15 protein-coding genes and 1 tRNA gene are annotated in these 16,219 nt (G+C 74.5%); 3 read left to right on the forward strand and 13 right to left on the reverse strand.

Going from position 1 to position 16,219, the window contains the following annotated elements; translation table 11 throughout:
* Positions 1-46: 46 nt before the first annotated feature.
* Genes BKA21_RS08005 through BKA21_RS08015 form a run of 3 tightly spaced genes read right to left on the reverse strand, consistent with a single transcriptional unit; the run spans position 47 to position 1,026 of the window.
* Positions 47-538, reverse strand: a complete 492-nt coding sequence (locus BKA21_RS08005; RefSeq protein WP_140457734.1) for a RidA family protein — start codon at positions 536-538, stop codon at positions 47-49.
* Positions 538-699, reverse strand: coding sequence for a Sp36 family protein (sp36, locus tag BKA21_RS08010; RefSeq protein ID WP_174243478.1), 162 nt, complete (start codon positions 697-699; stop codon positions 538-540). Before sp36 ends, BKA21_RS08005 begins: the two co-directional genes overlap by 1 nt.
* A gap of 21 nt (positions 700-720) precedes the next feature.
* Complete coding sequence (locus BKA21_RS08015; RefSeq protein WP_140457735.1) at positions 721-1,026, reverse strand: WhiB family transcriptional regulator; 306 nt, start codon at positions 1,024-1,026, stop codon at positions 721-723.
* Between the two features lie 424 nt (positions 1,027-1,450).
* Here BKA21_RS08015 and BKA21_RS08020 point away from each other — a divergent pair, with 424 nt between their 5' ends.
* The 3 genes from BKA21_RS08020 to BKA21_RS08030 all read left to right on the forward strand — a co-directional run bounded on the left by BKA21_RS08020 (position 1,451) and on the right by BKA21_RS08030 (position 5,022).
* On the forward strand, positions 1,451-3,904 hold the full coding sequence (locus BKA21_RS08020; protein WP_140457736.1) for a transglycosylase domain-containing protein: 2,454 nt from the start codon (positions 1,451-1,453) through the stop codon (positions 3,902-3,904).
* Positions 3,905-3,907: 3 nt separating this feature from the next.
* On the forward strand, positions 3,908-4,870 hold the full coding sequence (locus BKA21_RS08025) for a metallophosphoesterase (protein WP_140457737.1): 963 nt from the start codon (positions 3,908-3,910) through the stop codon (positions 4,868-4,870).
* 78 nt (positions 4,871-4,948) lie between these two features.
* Positions 4,949-5,022, forward strand: a tRNA-Pro gene (locus BKA21_RS08030).
* Between the two features lie 132 nt (positions 5,023-5,154).
* Here BKA21_RS08030 and BKA21_RS08035 read toward each other — a convergent pair.
* The 10 genes from BKA21_RS08035 to BKA21_RS08080 form a co-directional block, all read right to left on the reverse strand.
* Complete coding sequence (locus BKA21_RS08035; protein WP_140457738.1) at positions 5,155-6,081, reverse strand: DUF4097 family beta strand repeat-containing protein; 927 nt, start codon at positions 6,079-6,081, stop codon at positions 5,155-5,157.
* Positions 6,078-6,761: a response regulator gene (locus BKA21_RS08040; protein WP_140457739.1), complete on the reverse strand. Its 684-nt coding sequence runs from the start codon at positions 6,759-6,761 to the stop codon at positions 6,078-6,080. The genes BKA21_RS08035 and BKA21_RS08040 overlap by 4 nt, the downstream gene beginning before the upstream one ends.
* A complete protein-coding gene (locus tag BKA21_RS19480) occupies positions 6,749-8,188 on the reverse strand; it encodes a sensor histidine kinase (RefSeq protein ID WP_140457740.1) in 1,440 nt (479 codons plus the stop codon). The genes BKA21_RS08040 and BKA21_RS19480 overlap by 13 nt, the downstream gene beginning before the upstream one ends.
* A gap of 249 nt (positions 8,189-8,437) precedes the next feature.
* A complete protein-coding gene (locus BKA21_RS08050) occupies positions 8,438-10,984 on the reverse strand; it encodes a glycoside hydrolase family 48 protein (RefSeq protein WP_140457741.1) in 2,547 nt (848 codons plus the stop codon).
* Positions 10,985-11,279: 295 nt separating this feature from the next.
* The gene (locus BKA21_RS08055; protein ID WP_140457742.1) at positions 11,280-12,086 is read right to left on the reverse strand and encodes an ABC transporter permease; all 807 of its coding nucleotides are present in this window, start codon (positions 12,084-12,086) and stop codon (positions 11,280-11,282) included.
* 1 nt (position 12,087) lies between these two features.
* A complete protein-coding gene (locus BKA21_RS08060; protein WP_140457743.1) occupies positions 12,088-13,119 on the reverse strand; it encodes an ABC transporter ATP-binding protein in 1,032 nt (343 codons plus the stop codon).
* A 250-nt stretch (positions 13,120-13,369) separates the two neighbouring features.
* Positions 13,370-14,113 carry a hypothetical protein gene (locus BKA21_RS08065; RefSeq protein WP_140457744.1) on the reverse strand — a complete coding sequence of 248 codons (744 nt, stop codon included), beginning with the start codon at positions 14,111-14,113 and terminating at the stop codon, positions 13,370-13,372.
* A gap of 17 nt (positions 14,114-14,130) precedes the next feature.
* Positions 14,131-14,871, reverse strand: coding sequence for a hypothetical protein (locus BKA21_RS08070; RefSeq protein WP_140457745.1), 741 nt, complete (start codon positions 14,869-14,871; stop codon positions 14,131-14,133).
* The gene (locus BKA21_RS08075; RefSeq protein WP_140457746.1) at positions 14,868-15,803 is read right to left on the reverse strand and encodes an ABC transporter ATP-binding protein; all 936 of its coding nucleotides are present in this window, start codon (positions 15,801-15,803) and stop codon (positions 14,868-14,870) included. The genes BKA21_RS08070 and BKA21_RS08075 overlap by 4 nt, the downstream gene beginning before the upstream one ends.
* Positions 15,800-16,195, reverse strand: coding sequence for a GntR family transcriptional regulator (locus BKA21_RS08080; RefSeq protein ID WP_140457747.1), 396 nt, complete (start codon positions 16,193-16,195; stop codon positions 15,800-15,802). Before BKA21_RS08080 ends, BKA21_RS08075 begins: the two co-directional genes overlap by 4 nt.
* Between the last annotated feature and the right edge of the window lie 24 nt (positions 16,196-16,219).

A 16,219-nucleotide genomic window follows, 5' to 3' on the forward strand; every position in this document is an offset into this window, starting at 1 on the left:
CCCCGGCACGTGGTGCCGGGGCCTTCGTCGTGCTGCGTCCGTCGGGTCAGTCCGTCTCGACGACGACCTCGACCTCGACGGGGGCGTCCAGCGGCAGGACCGCGACGCCGACGGCCGAGCGGGCGTGCACGCCCGCGTCGCCGAGGACCTCGTGCAGCAGGTGGCTCGCGCCGTTGACGACGCCGGGCTGCCCGGTGAACGCCGGGTCGCTCGCCACGAAGCCGACGACCTTGACGACGCGCCGGACACGGTCGAGGGCCTCGGCCGGCGTGCCGCCGTGCTCCTGCGCGAGCAGCGTGCCGACCGCCGCCAGGGCGTTGAGCGCCGCGGTCCGGGCGAGACCGGTGGCCGTGGCTGCGTCGACGTCGGCGCCGACCTTGCCGGTCACCGGCAGGGCCCCGTCGACGAACGGCAGCTGACCCGACGTCCACACGTGGGCGCCGGAGCGGACCGCGGGGACGTACGCGGCGACGGGCGCTGCGACCTCGGGCAGCGTCAGCCCCGCGGCGGCCAGGCGCGCCGCGACCTCGCCGGCCATCAGGCGTCCTTGGGGCGCTTGAGGTAGGCGACGAGCCCGGCGTCCGGGCCCTGGATGACGTTCACGAGCTCCCAGCCGTCCGCGCCCCACTGGTCGAGGATCGCCTTGGTGGCGTGGATGATCAGGGGGACGGTCGCGTACTCCCACGTGGTGATGGCCATGCGGCCCACCCTAGTGGCGTGTCACGCGCGGGCCGAGAGCGCGGCGAGGGTGGGCTCGACGTCGACGAGCTCGTCCCGCCACGACGTGACGTCGGGCCGGCGGCGCAGCAGCGCCCGGCGCTCGCGCTCGGTCATGCCGCCCCACACGCCGAAGTCCATCCGCGAGTCGAGCGCGTCGGCCAGACACTCGAGGCGGACGGGGCACGCGAAGCACACGCTGCGCGCCTCGCGTTGGGCCGACCCCTCGACGAACAGCGCGTCGGGCGCGAGCTTGCCCGACCCGCAGGACGCCTCGGCGGTCCAGTGCGCGTCCTGCCCCGGAAACATCGACCCCTGCCTCTCCTGGTTCACCACGTGCGGGTACCCGCGCGCCCCGACGGTGGCCCCTCGCGAGCGGCTCGCAGGCCGCGCCCGACCGTCGGGTGCTGTCATGCCCCCCTGTCACGGAAGGGCAGCACCGGCGTGAGTACGTGCCGGACGTTATCTCGACATGGGTGCTGGTGCCCAGCCCCCAATCGTGTCAATTCGCCCACGTCCGGGACCGCTCCCAGCGCGGGCACCTGCACGTTCACCCGCAGGACACCCGTTCAGCCCTGACGGCGGGCCGGGACCTCGTGCCCTGGTGCGGGCTGTCACGCGTGCACACGCGCGGGGGACGTCCGCGCCCGCGCGTGTGCAGGTCCCGTGGAGGCGGGTGCGGGGCGTGCGTCGGCCGTGGGACGAGGCGGGCGGCGCTTGTACCCTGGCAGGCATGCCGACCCCTGCCCGCGCCCGCGGACGCAAGGTCAACGCCTTCCAGGCGCTGGCCCTCCTGCTGTCGTTCGTCATGGTCGCCGGTGTCGGCGGCGTGCTGGGCGCCGGCCTCGTGCTGCCCGGCGTCGCCGCCGCGAACACCGTGACCGACGTGTCCGTGACCGCGTTCAACGACCTGCCGACCGAGCTCGAGCAGCGGGCGCTGCCCGAGAAGTCGGAGATCCTCGCGGCCGACGGCACGCTGCTGGCGACGTTCTACCAGCAGAACCGTGTGGTCGTGCCGCTGGAGGACATCGCGGAGATCATGCAGAAGGCCGTCATCGCGGTCGAGGACCGGCGGTTCTACGAGCACGCGGGCGTCGACGTGGCGGGCATGACCCGCGCGGCGATCGCGACGGCGATGGGCACGACCCAGGGCGCGTCCACGCTGACGCAGCAGTACGTGAAGAACGTGCTCATCGAGGCCGCGAACTACGCCGAGACCGAGGAGGAGCGCCTCGCCCTCGTCGACGCGGCGCGCGAGGCCGAGGGCGCCGAGGGCATCGCCCGCAAGCTGCGCGAGGCCAAGATCGCCATCAGCCTCGAGCAGGAGATGACCAAGGACGAGATCCTCGAGAAGTACCTGAACATCGCGGCGTTCGGCGCCTCGGTGTACGGCGTGGAGTCGGCCGCGCAGTACTACTTCGGCAAGTCCGCGAAGGACGTGACCTACCTCGAGGCCGCCACCATCGCGGGCATCACGCAGTCGCCGTCGAAGTGGGACCCGGCGCTCGACCCGGAGGCCAACCAGCTCCGCCGCAACGTCGTCCTCAAGGACATGCGCGAGCTCGGGTACATCACCCAGGAGGAGTACGAGACCGGCGTCGACACGCCGGTCGAGGAGACGTTGAAGGTCACCCCCATCAAGCTCGGCTGCATGGCCGCCGGCGACGTGGTGCCCGGCTCAGGCTTCTTCTGCGACTACGTCACCAAGGTCATCGCGCAGGACCCCGCGTTCGGCGAGACGCGCCAGGAGCGCAGCGACCTGCTCTACCGCGGCGGCCTCACGATCACCACGACGCTCATCCCGAGCGAGCAGGCCGTCGCCGACGCCGAGGTCAAGGCGGGCGTGCCCGTCGACGACCCGTCCGGCGTCGCCTCGGCGATCGTGTCGGTCGAGCCCGGCAACGGCAAGATCACCGCGATGGCGCAGAACCGCAACTACTCCGCCCTGCAGGAGACCGCCGACCGTGAGACCGCGGTCAACTTCAACACCTCGTTCGAGTACGGCGGCTCCACCGGGTTCTCCCCCGGCTCGACCTTCAAGCCGTTCACGCTGCTGGAGTGGCTGCGCAAGGGGCACGCGCTCAACGAGACCGTGAACGGCTCGCGCCTGAGCTACCAGCAGAACGAGTTCCCGACCTGCATCAACCTGGTCGGCGACTGGAACTTCGGCAACTCCGAGGGTGGCCGCGCCACGACGCAGACCGTGCTCGACGCGACGAAGAACTCGGTCAACTCGGCGTACGCCGCGATGGCCAAGGAGCTCAACCTCTGCGACATCATGAACGGCGCCACCGACCTCGGCGTCACGCAGGCGGGCGACCCCAACAAGCTCGACCGTTTCGGCAACCCGGCGAACAGCGGCTTCAACCCGACGCCCGCCAACGTCCTGGGCTCGGAGTCGACCTCGCCGCTGCAGATGGCCGCCGCCTACGCGACGTTCGCTTCGGGTGGCACGTACTGCAAGCCGATCGCCATCACGTCGGTCATCGACCCGACGGGCACGGAGCTCCCGGTCCCGTCGGCCGACTGCCGGGCGGGCGCTGTGGAGCCGCAGATCGCGGCGGCCATCAACTACGCCCTCAGCAACGTCTGGACGGGGACGGCATCGCGGGTCGGCGCCCCGTCGTTCCCCGCAGCGGGCAAGACCGGAACCACGTCGGTGAACGAGAACAACTGGTTCCTCGGGTACACGCCCAAGCGGGCGACCGCGGTGTGGGTCGGCTACAGCGGCGCCCCTCGCCCGATGGGCGGCCAGGTCATCGCCGGCGTGCCGTACTTCAGCGGCGGACCGTACGGCTCGTCGATCGCGGCACCGACCTGGAAGCGCTACATGGAGCGGGTCCTCGGCGGCGGGGACAACCCCGGGTTCGCCGCGGCCGGTGAGCGGGAGATCTACGGCGAGCGCGTCAGCGTGCCGTACGTGCTCGGGATGTCCGAGAGCCAGGCGCGCAGCCGCCTCGAGGCCGCCGGGTTCCGCGTGAGCATCGCGCCGCAGCCGGTGGAGTCGCAGTACCAGGCCGGGTCGGTGGCGCAGCAGTCGCCGTCCAGCCAGGCCGTGCGCGGCTCCTCGATCACCCTGACGCTGTCGAGCGGCCAGCCCCAGCAGCCCGCCCCCGGTGACGGGGAGACCGGCTCACCGGGCCGGGGCGACGAGAACAGCAACAACCCCCAGCCCGGGAACCCCTGACCGGTGACGTCGCTCCCTCGGACGGCCGCGCGCGCGGCCGGTGCCGTCGCGCTGGCCGGCGCCGCCGCGGTGGCGTGGGGCGCCCTCGTGGAGGTGCGCTGGTACGCGCTGCGCGAGGTCACCGTCCCCGTGCTGCCGCCCGGCCAGGACCCGCTGCGCGTCCTGCACGTGTCCGACCTGCACCTAACCCCGTCGCAGCGCGACAAGGTCGCCTGGGTGCGGGACCTGGCCACGCTCGACCCCCACCTGGTGGTCGACACGGGCGACAACTGGGCGCACCTGGACGCCATGCCGGCGCTCCTGCACGCCCTGGAGCCGCTGCTGGCGGTGCCCGGCGCCTTCGTCCTCGGCTCGAACGACTACCACGCGCCGTCGATGAAGAACCCGGCCCGCTACCTGCTGCCCGACGCGCGCGTGACCCGGAACATCCAGCCCGCCGAGCTGCCGTGGCGCGAGCTGGTCACGCGCCTGACGTCGGCCGGCTGGCTCGACCTCGACAACCGCCGGGACGCGCTGGAGGTCGACGGGCGGCACCTGTCGTTCGTCGGCACCGACGACGCGCACATGGACCGGGACGCGTTCCCGCCCGCCGGTGGGGCGGACGACGTGCGGGGCACGGTCTCCGACGGCCGTCCGACGGTCGACCTGCACCTGGGCGTGACCCACGCGCCGTACCGGCGGGTGCTCGACGCGATGCACGCCGACGCGGTGGACCTGACGATCGCGGGGCACACGCACGGCGGCCAGCTGGCCGTGCCGTTCTGGGGCGCGCTGGTCACCAACTGCGACATCGACACCCGTCGCGCCAAGGGCCTGCACGGCTGGCCGGGCCCGCGCCCCGACGCCCGCGGCGGCGCCGACTCGTCCTGGCTGCACGTCTCGGCCGGTCTCGGCACGTCGCCGTACGCGCCCGTCCGCTTCGCGTGCCGCCCCGAGGCCACCCTTCTCACGCTCGTCCCGCGCTGACCGGACGCGTGCGAGGAGGGTCACCGCATTCCGGTTTCACTCCCGGGCGGCACGTCGGCTATCCTTGCCAGGCTCCACCGGGGTGTGGCGCAGCTTGGTAGCGCGCTTCGTTCGGGACGAAGAGGTCGTGGGTTCGAATCCCGCCACCCCGACAGACGACAAGGCCCGTGATCAGCGGAAACGCTGACCACGGGCCTTTGTCATGCCCTGCCGGACCTGCCAGACCCGCCCGCCGCACACCCACTCCCACCCTCGGCGGTCGGGGACGGGGGCGGGCGGGTGGGTCAGGGGGTCGGGTTGCGGTAGGTGATGTCGCCGTCGCCCGTGCGGATGGTGACCGTGCGGGTGGCCGTCGGGTCGGTGGGGGCGTCGACGACGACGCGGCCGTCGCCGGTGACCGTGGTCAGCGCGACCGGTGCGCCGGTGCCGTGCACCGTCACGTCGCCGTCGCCCGAGGTCGCCTCGACGTCGCCGTCCACCGCTCGGACGTCCATGGTGCCGTCGCCGGTGCGCAGCACGACGTCGCCGCGTGCACCGTCGAGCCGGACGTCCCCGTCGCCGGTGCGGGCCTCCACGTCACCCCCGGCACCCAGCACGTGCAGCACGCCGTCGCCCGAGCGCGCGACGACCGCACCGGTGACCTCGGCGACCGTGACGTCCCCGTCCCCCGTGTCGAGCCGCACGGCGCCGTCCACGTCGGAGATGTCGACGCCGCCGTCCCCGGTGCGGGCCTCGACGTCGCCGACCACGCCCGCGACCCGGACCTCGCCGTCGGACGTCCGCAGCACGACCTGCGTGCCGTCGGGCACCCGCACGGCCAGCGACCCGCTGCACGTGCCGCCGAAGGGGCCCGGGGTGCAGCGGTGCTCGACCACGAGCCGGTCGGCGCCCTCCTGCACGGTGTACGACGGACCGGTGAACCCCGAACGTGCGGTGCGCTCGACGTCCACGCGCGCACCCGGTGCGCCGCCGACCACGTCGACGTCGCCGTCCGCGACGAGCTCGACGACCGGGGCGGTGGCGTACGAGGCCGTGGCGCTCGTCGTCGTGGCCGTGAGGTGGTCCGCGAGCTGCACGCCGCCGAGGCCCACGACGACCAGGCCGAGCCCGGCGCCGGTGACGGTCAGGGCCCGCGCCAGCGGCGACCGGGTCGGGGCGGCCGGCGGGCCGTCGACGTGGGTGGGCGTCGCGTCGGTGGTGGGCGTGCTCATCGGGGTGCTCCGTTCGAGGGGTCCTGCGCGGTGCCGTGCTCGAGCCAGCGCAGCACGGCGAGCACGCGGCGGTGGTCGTCGGCGTCGGGCGGCAGGCCGAGCTTGGCGAGGATGGACGTGACGTGCTTCTCGACGGCGGGCAGGCCCACGACGAGCCGCTCGGCGACGGCCGCGTTGGAGCGGCCCTCCGCCATGAGGGCGAGGACCTCGCGCTCGCGCGGCGTGAGGTGCTCCAGGCCGGTGCTGCGGGTCCGGGCGAAGATCTGGGCCACCACCTCGGGGTCGATGACGGTGCCGCCGGACGCGATGCGGGCCAGCGCCCCGAGCAGCTCGTCGACGTCGGCGACCCGGTCCTTGAGCAGGTACCCCAGCCCACGGACGTCACCGGCGAACAGCTCGGCGGCGTACCGCTGCTCGACGTACTGGGACAGCACGAGCACCGGCAGCCGGGGGTGCACGCTGCGCAGGTGCACGGCGGCGCGCAGGCCCTCGTCGGTGTGCGTCGGCGGCATCCGCACGTCGGTGACGACCAGGTCGGGCAGGGGCGTGGCGGGCTGGTCGAGCGCCGCCACGAGGGCGTCGGCCGTGGGCACGCCCTGCACCTCGTGGCCCTCGTCGACGAGCAGACGGGTCAGGCCTTCGCGCAGGAGGACGGAGTCCTCGGCGATCACGATGCGCACGGCACCTCCACGGTGAGCCGGGTCCCGCGTCCGGCGGGGCTGTCGAGGTCGAAGGTGCCGTCGAGGGCGGCGACGCGGGAGCGCAGGCCGTCGAGCCCGCCCCCGGGTGCGGCGTCGGCGCCGCCGGTGCCGTCGTCGGCCACGGCCACCCGCAGCCGGCAGGAGCCGTCGTGCTCGACGAGCCCCGCCTCGACGACGACGTGGTCGGCGGCGGCGTGCTTGGCCACGTTCGTCAGCGCCTCGGCGACGACGAAGTAGGCGGCGGCCTGCGCGGCGGGCGTCGCCCGCGCCAGGGTGCCCGGGTCGGGCACGACGACCCGCACGGGCACGGGTGAGCGTGCCGCCAGGGCGGACAGCGCCGCGTCGAGCCCGCGGTCGGTGAGCACGGCGGGGTGGATGCCGCGGACGAGGTCGCGCAGCTCGGCGAGGGTCTCCTTGACCTCGGCGTGCGCGTGCTCGAGCGCACCGGCCGCGGCGTCGGGGTCGCGGGACGCGCGGCGGCGGGCCGCCCCGAGCTCGACGCCCAGGGCGACGAGCCGCTGCTGCGCGCCGTCGTGCAGGTCGCGCTCGATGCGGCGGCGCTCGGCGTCGGCGGCGGCGACGGCCGCGGACCGGGTGGCCTGCAGCTCGTCGGCACGCGCCCGGGCGTGCACGGCCTCGTCCTGCGCCGCGTGGGTCGCGGCGCGGGCGCGGCGCAGCTCGTCGCGGGGCCCCGGGCCGAGCAGCGCGCGGGCCAGGATGACGAGCAGCAGCGACGTGCCCTGCGCGGCGAGCGCGGCGCACCACACCAGCAGGACCCCGGCCACGACCGCGGCGCCCGCGAGCACGGGTGCGCTCAGGCCGGCGAGGCCCGCGAGCGACGAGCGGGCGCCGTAGACGGGGAAGGCCACGGCTGCGAGGCCCGCACCGCCCACGGCCACGACGAGCGCGAACCCGACGGTAGAGACGACCGTCGCGAGCAGCGCGTAGGCCTGGTGCGCCCAGCGCCTGCCGTCGGCGAGCACCGACCACCAGGTCGACCACCGCCACCAGCCGGGCCGCGGCGCGCGCCGGTAGGCGGGCGCGTCGACGACGACGCCGGTCTGGGCGGCGAGCCGGGCCCGCTCGGCGGACGCGCACCAGCCGCCGACGACGAGACCGACGACGAGCATCGGGATGCCGACCCCGACGAGCACGAGGCCCGCGGCCGTCACCGTCCAGCAGAGCGCGACCAGGCCCCCCGTGAGCAGCCACACCCAGCCGAGGACGACCTGGGCCAGCGCGCGGCCCGTGGCCGGGTCGACGGGTGCCCGCCGCAGGTGCCGCGCCGAGACGAGCGCCGGGGCCACCACCGCGGCGTCCGCGCGCAGGCCCGTCGGTGCGGCCGGCGGGTCGTCGGGGCCGGTCGCGGGTGCGGCACCCGGTGCGTGCGTGGTCGTCGTCGCCATGCCACGAACGTAGGCGGCGCGACGGCACCCGGGACACCGCGCACCCCCACGGACCGGGGGTAGGGCTACCCACCCCCTACCGCGGGAATGTGCGCGACCGGTCACGATGTGCTGCAGTCCGCGCACAATCCTCGGGGTGGGGACGTGCGAGGGGCCGGTCCCTCGTCGAGGGACCGGCCCCTGCTCCCGTCACGTCATGGGGTCGTGCCGGGCGTCACGGACCCGGGTCGTGCCTCCCGGGCCGTCGGGTCACCCGACCGTGCAGGTCGAGCCGTTGACGGTGAACGCCGTGGGCGCCGGGTTCTGGCCCGGGTGGGAGCCGTTGAACCCGATGTCGACGGTCGCCCCGGGGGCGAGCGTGCCGTTCCACGCGGCGTTCGTCGCGGTCACGGTCGCGCCGGACTGCGACCACTGGGCGCTCCAGCCCTGGGTCACCTGCTGGCTGCCCGGGAAGGTGAAGCGCAGCGACCACCCGTTCAGCGCGGACGTGCCCGTGTTGGTCAGGCGGATCGAGCCGGTGAAGCCCGTGCTCCAGCTGCTCGCCGTGTACGTCACGCGGCACGCCGCGCCGGGGGTCGGCGTCGGGGTGGGCGTGGGCGTCACGGTGGGCGTCGGCGTCGGGGTGACCGTCGGCGTCGGGGTGGGCGTCGGCGTCACGGTCGGCGTCGGCGTGGGCGTCGGGGTCACCGTCGGTGTCGGCGTCGGGGTGGGCGTCGGTCCGCCGTTCTCGAACAGCCGGGAGTAGTCCGCCAGGGCCGCGGCGATCGCGGTCTGCGACCAGAACCGGTGGTAGGTGAACTGCGGTGCGACCCCGGTGGCCAGGGCGGTCTCGACCTTGGACCACTGCGGGTCGTCCTCGTAGAACGAGCGGATGTCGAGGAACGACACGCCCGGCTGGATCACGTCACCGTTGGGCATCTCGCCGCGGAACGTCGACGGGATGTAGATGCCGTTGCCGCCGGCCGTGTACGTGTCGTCGAAGCGCAGGTAGTCGCCGCGCGTCTCGGCCGCGCCCACGCCCAGCGGGTCCTGGTTGTTGGCCCAGATCGCGTCGAGCAGACCCTTGGCGGCGTCGCGCGACTCCGTGTCGCCCGAGCGGGCGGCGTAGAACAGCAGCGCGCGCGACACGTCGCCCGCCACGCCGACGTCCTGGCCGTAGCTCTTCACCGTGACGCGCAGGTTCGCGTTGGCGCCCGGGTTGGCGGCGTTCCAGGTGTCGGGCTTGCCGCTCCAGGTCAGCTCGCTCGGCACCTTCCAGTCGGCGCCGTCGGTCGAGATGTGGTCGACGACCCACGGGACCCACTTGTCGAGGATCGCCTTGGCCTGCGGGTCGCCCGACGCGTAGTAGAGCTCGGCCACGCGCTGCACGCCCCAGGCCTGCATGCCGAACCACTGGTTCGACGGCGGGTCGTGGTAGACGGGCGCCTCGGTGTAGCCCATGCCGTAGAACGTCGGCGTCCCGGCGGGCGGCGTGGCGTACGCGCCGTCCCAGCTGTTGGTCGCGCCGCCGGCGATCGGGCCGTCGGCGGACTGGAGCCAGCGGTAGAACTCGAGCTGACGGGTCTTCGACGCCGCCCAGTCGGACTTGGCCGTCGGCGAGTCCGGCGTCAGGGCCGGGTCGGTCGACAGCGCCCAGGCCGTGAGCGGGTTCTGGTAGCCGAAGTGCGCGTGCGACGAGCCGATCCGCCACGCCCAGCCGGCGTTCGTGTCGGTCGCGCCGCCCCACGCCATGTACCAGGACAGCAGGTAGTGCGCGCTGTTCCTGCCGCTGCCCGCGGGGCACGACGGCGACGTGCAGCCGATCTGCTTGAAGTACTTGTCGAAGAGCGTGTACCGCAGGTAGTCGCCCATCTTGGCGGCCTTCTCGACGATCGAGGCCACCTGCGCCTGCTTGCCCTGCGCGGTCGCCCACTGGTTGGCCCAGTAGACGGCCTCGACGGCGCGCGCGTCGGCGTCGGACGCCGACGTGTACTTCCACTGCTTGGCGTACGACGCGTCCCCCGTGAACAGGTCGAGGTAGCCGTTGGGGCCGCCGAAGGTGAAGTCGTCGCAGGTGGGCTGCGGGACCGTCTCCCAGACGGACTCCTGCGCCCCGCGCTGGAAGGTGTTGATGAGCGAGACGCCCTCGTGCGACGGGCCGAGCTGGCACCCCGCACCGGGGGCGTTGCCGTAGCCGTAGACGTTGTCGACGTCGGCGAGCCAGTGCATCTGGTAGATGTCGCGGTTGCCGTACGTGGCCGCGAGCTCGCCGGCGATCGGGTCCTGGCCCACGGTGACGCCGGTGTTCAGCTGCGACGGGTAGCTGCTCGGGTGGTTGAACTCGGGCGCGTAGGTCGCGGGCTTGGACGCGTTGTAGAACGAGTTCGTCGGCTGGTCCGCCTGCTGGGGGATCATGTACTGCTCCATGGTCTCCCAGGCCTCGTTGATCGGCGCCCAGTCGCCGGTCACCTGCCCGTAGAGCGCCTCGAGCCAGATCCAGTACGAGTACGCCTCGGACGTGGTCATGTGCCCGTGGTCGGGAGCCTCGACGATGAGGGTCTCGACGGAGTGGTACGGGATGCCCTGCGGGCTGAAGTACCCGTTGTCGGGGTCCTTGATCTTGTCGTACTGCGCGAGGAAGCGCTGGGCGTACTCGTCGGAGACGAGGGCGGCACGCACCGGTGACGACTGCACCGTCGTCGTGGCGGGGCCGGCCAGGGCGGTCGCGGTCGAGGCGGCCGCGACGCCCACGAGCGACGCGGCGGTCAGGACGGCCCAGGCCGCCCGGACGGCGCGCCGTCGGGTCGATGAGGACATGTTCCGTACCTTTCTGGCGCGCGGCCCCACGCGCCGCGGCTGCCTCGGTGCAGCCGCGGACCTGGCCTCGTCGCCGGTCGTGCAGGACGCTCGACGCACCGGCTCGCGTCGCTGCGGACCGGTGCGTCTGGACGCGCCCACGATGCTCAGCGGGCGCACAGGCGGTCCAGGGGCGAAGCGTTTAAGGCGCCGCAACTGGTGGGAGCGTGCCCATGCGCGACGGCGCCCCACGCACCGGGCCCCTCCTCCCGGTGCGTGGGGCGCGCGTGTCAGGCCGCCCGCGCGGGGGCCGCCGTCACGTCCAGCGGAACAGGCGCGCCGCCAGCGGGAGGCCCACGACCGCCCAGGCCGCCATGACGAGCACCTCCTGCCCGGGGAACGGCAGGCCGAACCACGCCGCCGTCATCGCCTGCGTCGCCGCCCCGAGCGGGGTGAGGACCGCGATCTGCGCCACCACGTCCGGCATGATCGGCAGCGGCAGCCACACCCCGGCGAAGAACAGCGACACGAAGTAGAGCGTCATGCCCCAGCCGTTGGCGGCCGCCGCCGTGGGGGCCCGCGCGGCGACGAGCGAGCCGAGCGCGAACGCCGCGAACACCGCGAGGACCAGCACGCCCACCAGCAGCAGGGGCTGCCGCGGGGCGGCGATGCCCAGCACCAGCAGGCCGCTGACCACCGCGAGGGCCGCGGCCGCGAGCAGGGCGACAAGGTTGACCAGCACCTGCGCCACCAGCAGGCGCGCGGGCCCGACCGGCGTGGTCGACAGCCGGCGCAGCACGCCGCGCTGCCGGTAGGTGGCGACGACGGAGGGGAACGTCGACAGCGCGACGGTGGCGACCGCCAGGCTCAGGACCGTCGGCGTGTAGCCCGCGATAGCCGTGAACTGCGCGAGCGCCGGGTCGTCGGGCTGCATCGGCTCGTCCGCCCAGGGCATCACCAGGCCGAGGACGGTGAGGACCAGCGCGGGGAACACCAGCGCGAAGAACAGCACCGACGGGTCGCGCACGAACAGGCGGGCCTCGACGGCGACCATGCGGGCGAGCGGGCGGGCGCGGCCGGCGCGGGGGCCGGCGGGCCGCAGGGCGGTGGCGGGCGTGGACATCTCAGACCTCCGGGGTGGACGTGCGGCGGGCGCCGGCGGTGGCGGGCGTGCGGCGGCCACGGGTCGTGGCCGGGGCGGCGGCTCCGCCCGCGGGCGGGGCGTCGTCGGTGGCGGTGAGGGTGACGAACGCGTCCTCCAGCGACGCGCGCTCCAGGTGGACGTCGGCGACGCGCACACCGCGCCGGTCGAGGGCGACGAGCACGTCCTGCACGAGCGCCCCTCCCCCGCGGACCGTGAGCACGCCGTCGTCGACCGCGGCGTCGACGACGTCCGGCACCCCGGCGAGCGCACCGAGGAGCACGTCGTCCGCCTGCGGCACGTCGGGCCGGGCGCGCAGGACCTGCTCGCCCTGCGTGAGGGCGACGATCTGCGCGGGCGTGCCGACGGCGGCGACGCGCCCGCCGGCGATGAGCGCGATCCGGTCGCAGAGGCGCTCGGCCTCCTCCATGAGGTGCGTGACCAGCATGATCGTGACCCCGGCGTCGCGGATCGCCTCGACGACCGCCCAGGTCTCGCGGCGCGCGTGCGGGTCCAGGCCCGTCGTGAGCTCGTCGAGGATCGCCAGCTCGGGGCGGCCGACGAGCGCGAGCGCGACGGACAGGCGCTGCTTCTGCCCGCCGGACAGGTCCTTGAACGCGGCGTCGGCCTTGGCGCGCAGGCCGAGCAGGTCGAGCAGGTCCGCGGGGTCGGCGGGGTCGGCGTAGAACGACGCGTACAGGTCGAGCGCCTCGCGGACGCGCAGCCGGTCGGGCAGCGCGCTCTCCTGGAGCTGCAGGCCGACGCGCTCGTGCAGGGCGGCCGCGTCGCGCGTCGGGTCGAGACCCAGCACCTCGACGGTGCCGGCGTCGGGGGTGCGCAGGCCGGCGATCATCTCCACGGTCGTCGTCTTGCCGGCGCCGTTGCGGCCCAGGACGCCGTAGATCTCGCCGCGGCCGACCGTGAGGCTGACGTCGATCACCGCGCGGGTGCGGCCGTAGGACTTGCTCAGGTGCTCGGCCCGGACGACCGGGCCGGTGGGGTCGGTGGTGCTCATGCGTCCTCCTTCAGGACAGGGCGCGGGGCGCGGGGTCGGCACCGTGCGCGCGAGGCGGGGATCGTGGGGCGGGGTGCGCGCGGGTGCGGGGTGCCGCGGGGCCGGCGGTGCGGCTCCGTGGGGACGGGTGCTTCAGCTGTGCGACCGGCGCTGCGCGGGGAGGGCCGTGCGGCGGGGTGGTGCGGTCAGGTGGTGCGGTCAGGTGGTGCGGTCAGGTGGTGCAGGCAGGTGGTGCAGGCAGGTGGTGCGGTCAGGTGGTGCGGACGGGGGCCCCGCGGACGAGCGCGACGTACGCGGCCGCGACGGCGACGCCGAGGAGGGCCGTGCCCAGCACGTGGGCGGGGGCCACGGCCGCCTCGGGCAGCCCCCGGAGCAGGCCGTCGTCGGTGCCGTTCAGGGCCTGGGCGAGCAGCAGCGGGCCGACGGTCAGCGGCAGGGCGAGGGTGCCCCACCAGCCGCCGGTGCGCAGGTAGACGATGCCCACGAGCAGCCCGCAGAGGTTGGCGAGCACGAGCACGGGGCCGAGCTCGGCGAGCAGCGCGCCGACCGTGGCGTGCGGGCCCGGCAGCAGCGCGTCGGCGATGCGGGCGTCCCAGCCGAGAGCGCCGTGCACGGCCCGCTCGGCGAGCACCAGCACGGTCATCACGACGGTGTGGCCGGCTCCGGCGACGAGCGCGGCGAGCAGCGTGGCCCGCACGAACGAGCGGCGCGTCATCCCGGCGGCGACGTGCACGCTCAGGTAGGTCGCGACGAGCATGATCGTCAGGGAGAACGGGAACCAGATGGCACCCTGGCGGGCGAAGGCGACCACGGAGACGTCGACGGACCCGGCGACGCGGGCCGCGACGACCGTGCCGACCGTCGCGCCGACCAGGACGACGCCCCAGAACCAGGCACCCATGGTGACCGTGAGCGACAGCGGCATGCGCAGCGCGTGGCGGGCGGGGGACGGCACGCGCGCGGGGAGCGGGACGGACGGGGCGACGGTGCTCATCGGGCGCTCCTGACGGGTCAGCGGGGCGTGCGCACGGGTGCCGTGCGCACGACGAGGGCGTAGGCGGTGGTGACCAGGACAGCGGCGACGGCGGCACCGACGAGGTGGGTGGTCGTCGACGACTCGGCCCACAGGCCCACCGGGAGGGGGCCGAACCAGCCGCTCCAGATGCCGAGGGTGAGGAGCACCGGCCCGACGGTCAGCGGCAGGGTGAGCGTCCCCCACCAGCTCCCGCCGCGCTGGTAGACGGTGCCGACGAGCAGGCCGGCGAGGTTGGCGACGACGAAGCCGGGGCCGTACTCGACCAGCAGGGGCAGGACGGCGGTGCCGGTCCCGGGCAGGCCGCGCTCGGTGATCTCGAAGCCCCAGCCGAGCACGGCGTGCACCTGCCGCTCGACCGTGAGCGCCGCGACCATCGCGACGGTGTGCATCAGTCCGGTCGCGACCGCGGCGACGACCGTGGACCGGAGGAAGGTCCGACGGGTCAGACCGGCCGCGACGTGCACGCGCACGAGGGAGGCCAGCAGGATCGCCTGCGAGAACGGGAACCACGTGGCGGCCTGGCGGGCGTACGCGACGACCGAGACGTCGACCGAGCCCGTGGCCCGCAGGATCGACACGGTCACGATCACGACGGCCACGAGGACGATCGCCCAGAACCCGAGCGCGAGGACGGCCGCGGTGCGCAGCTGCCGCGCGAGCGCGTGCACGACGGGCGACCGGCGCACCACCGGGGGCGTGGCGACGGCGGTGCTCATCGCGTCCCTCCGGCGGGTGCGTCCGTGCGGGTGGCGGGCGCGGCGCCGTCGCGGCGGCGCGGGTCGGTCAGGTGCACGAAGAGGTCCTGCAGCGGCACGGGGCCCAGCTCGAGGCCGGCGGCCCGGGCACGGTCGACGTCGGGCGCGTCGAGCGCGCCGCGGAGCGTGACCTGCGACGTGCGGCCCAGCCGCTGGGTGCCCAGGACGGTGCGCCCGGCGACGAACGCGTCGACCGCGTCCGCGGGGCCGGTGACGGAGACGCCCTCGGCGCGCAGCGAGTCGGCGTCCTGCACGAGCAGGACCTTCCCGCGGTCGAGCACGACCACGTCCTCGACGAGCCGCTCGACCTCCTCGATGAGGTGGCTGGACAGCACGATCGTGCGGGGGTGGGCCAGGTAGTCGGCCAGCAGGGTGTCGTAGAACGCGTAGCGGCTGGGGGCGTCGAGGCCGAGGTGCACCTCGTCGAGGATCGTCAGCGGCGCCCGGGCGGCCAGCCCGAGGGTGATGCCGAACGCGGACTTCTTGCCGCGCGACAGCTTGGCGGGCTTGCTGCGGGGGTCGAGCTCGAACAGGTCCAGCAGCTCGGCGGCGAACGCGCGGTCGAACGTGGGCCGGGCCCCGGCGAAGAACGCGAGGTTGTCGGCGATCCGCACGTCGTCGAGCACGTCGCCGGACTCCCGGACGAGGCAGACGCCGGGGGCGGTGCGCTCGTTCTCCCAGGGGTCCTCGCCGTCGACGCGGACCTGCCCGGACGTGGGGCGGCGGAACGCGGCGAGCAGGGAGCCGAGCGTCGTCTTGCCCGAGCCGTTGCGCCCGAGCAGCCCGGTGATCGTGCCGGCGCGGATCTCGAGGTCGACGCCGTCGAGGGCGACGGTGCGGCCGAACCGCTGCGTGACGCCGTGGAGCGTGACTCCGTAGCCGGGCGTGCTCATCGTGCGGCCTCCTCGCCGAGGGTGGGGGCGCCGGCGGCGGAGGCGCGCCGGCGCAGGCGGGCCACGACGTCCTCGACGTCGATGCCCAGGACGTGCGCGGCATCGGCGACGGGGTCGACCGTGTCGGTGAAGAACGACTCGCGGCGCTCGCCGAGCAGCTGCTCGCGGGCGCCCTCGGTGACGAACATGCCGACGCCGCGCCGCTTGTAGAGCACCCCCTCGTCGACGAGCTGGGCGAAGGCCTTGGCCGCGGTCGCCGGGTTGATCCGGAAGGTCGTGGCGTACTGGGTGGTCGACATGACCTGCTCCTCGGGCTGCAGGGCCCCGGTCAGGACGTCCTGCCGGATCTGGTCCGCGATCTGCAGGTACACGGGGTCACGACCGTCGAACATGGCGACCCTCCCTGCGTGTTCTGT

The sequence above is a fragment of the Cellulomonas oligotrophica genome (assembly GCF_013409875.1).
Taxonomy (GTDB): domain Bacteria; phylum Actinomycetota; class Actinomycetes; order Actinomycetales; family Cellulomonadaceae; genus Cellulomonas; species Cellulomonas oligotrophica.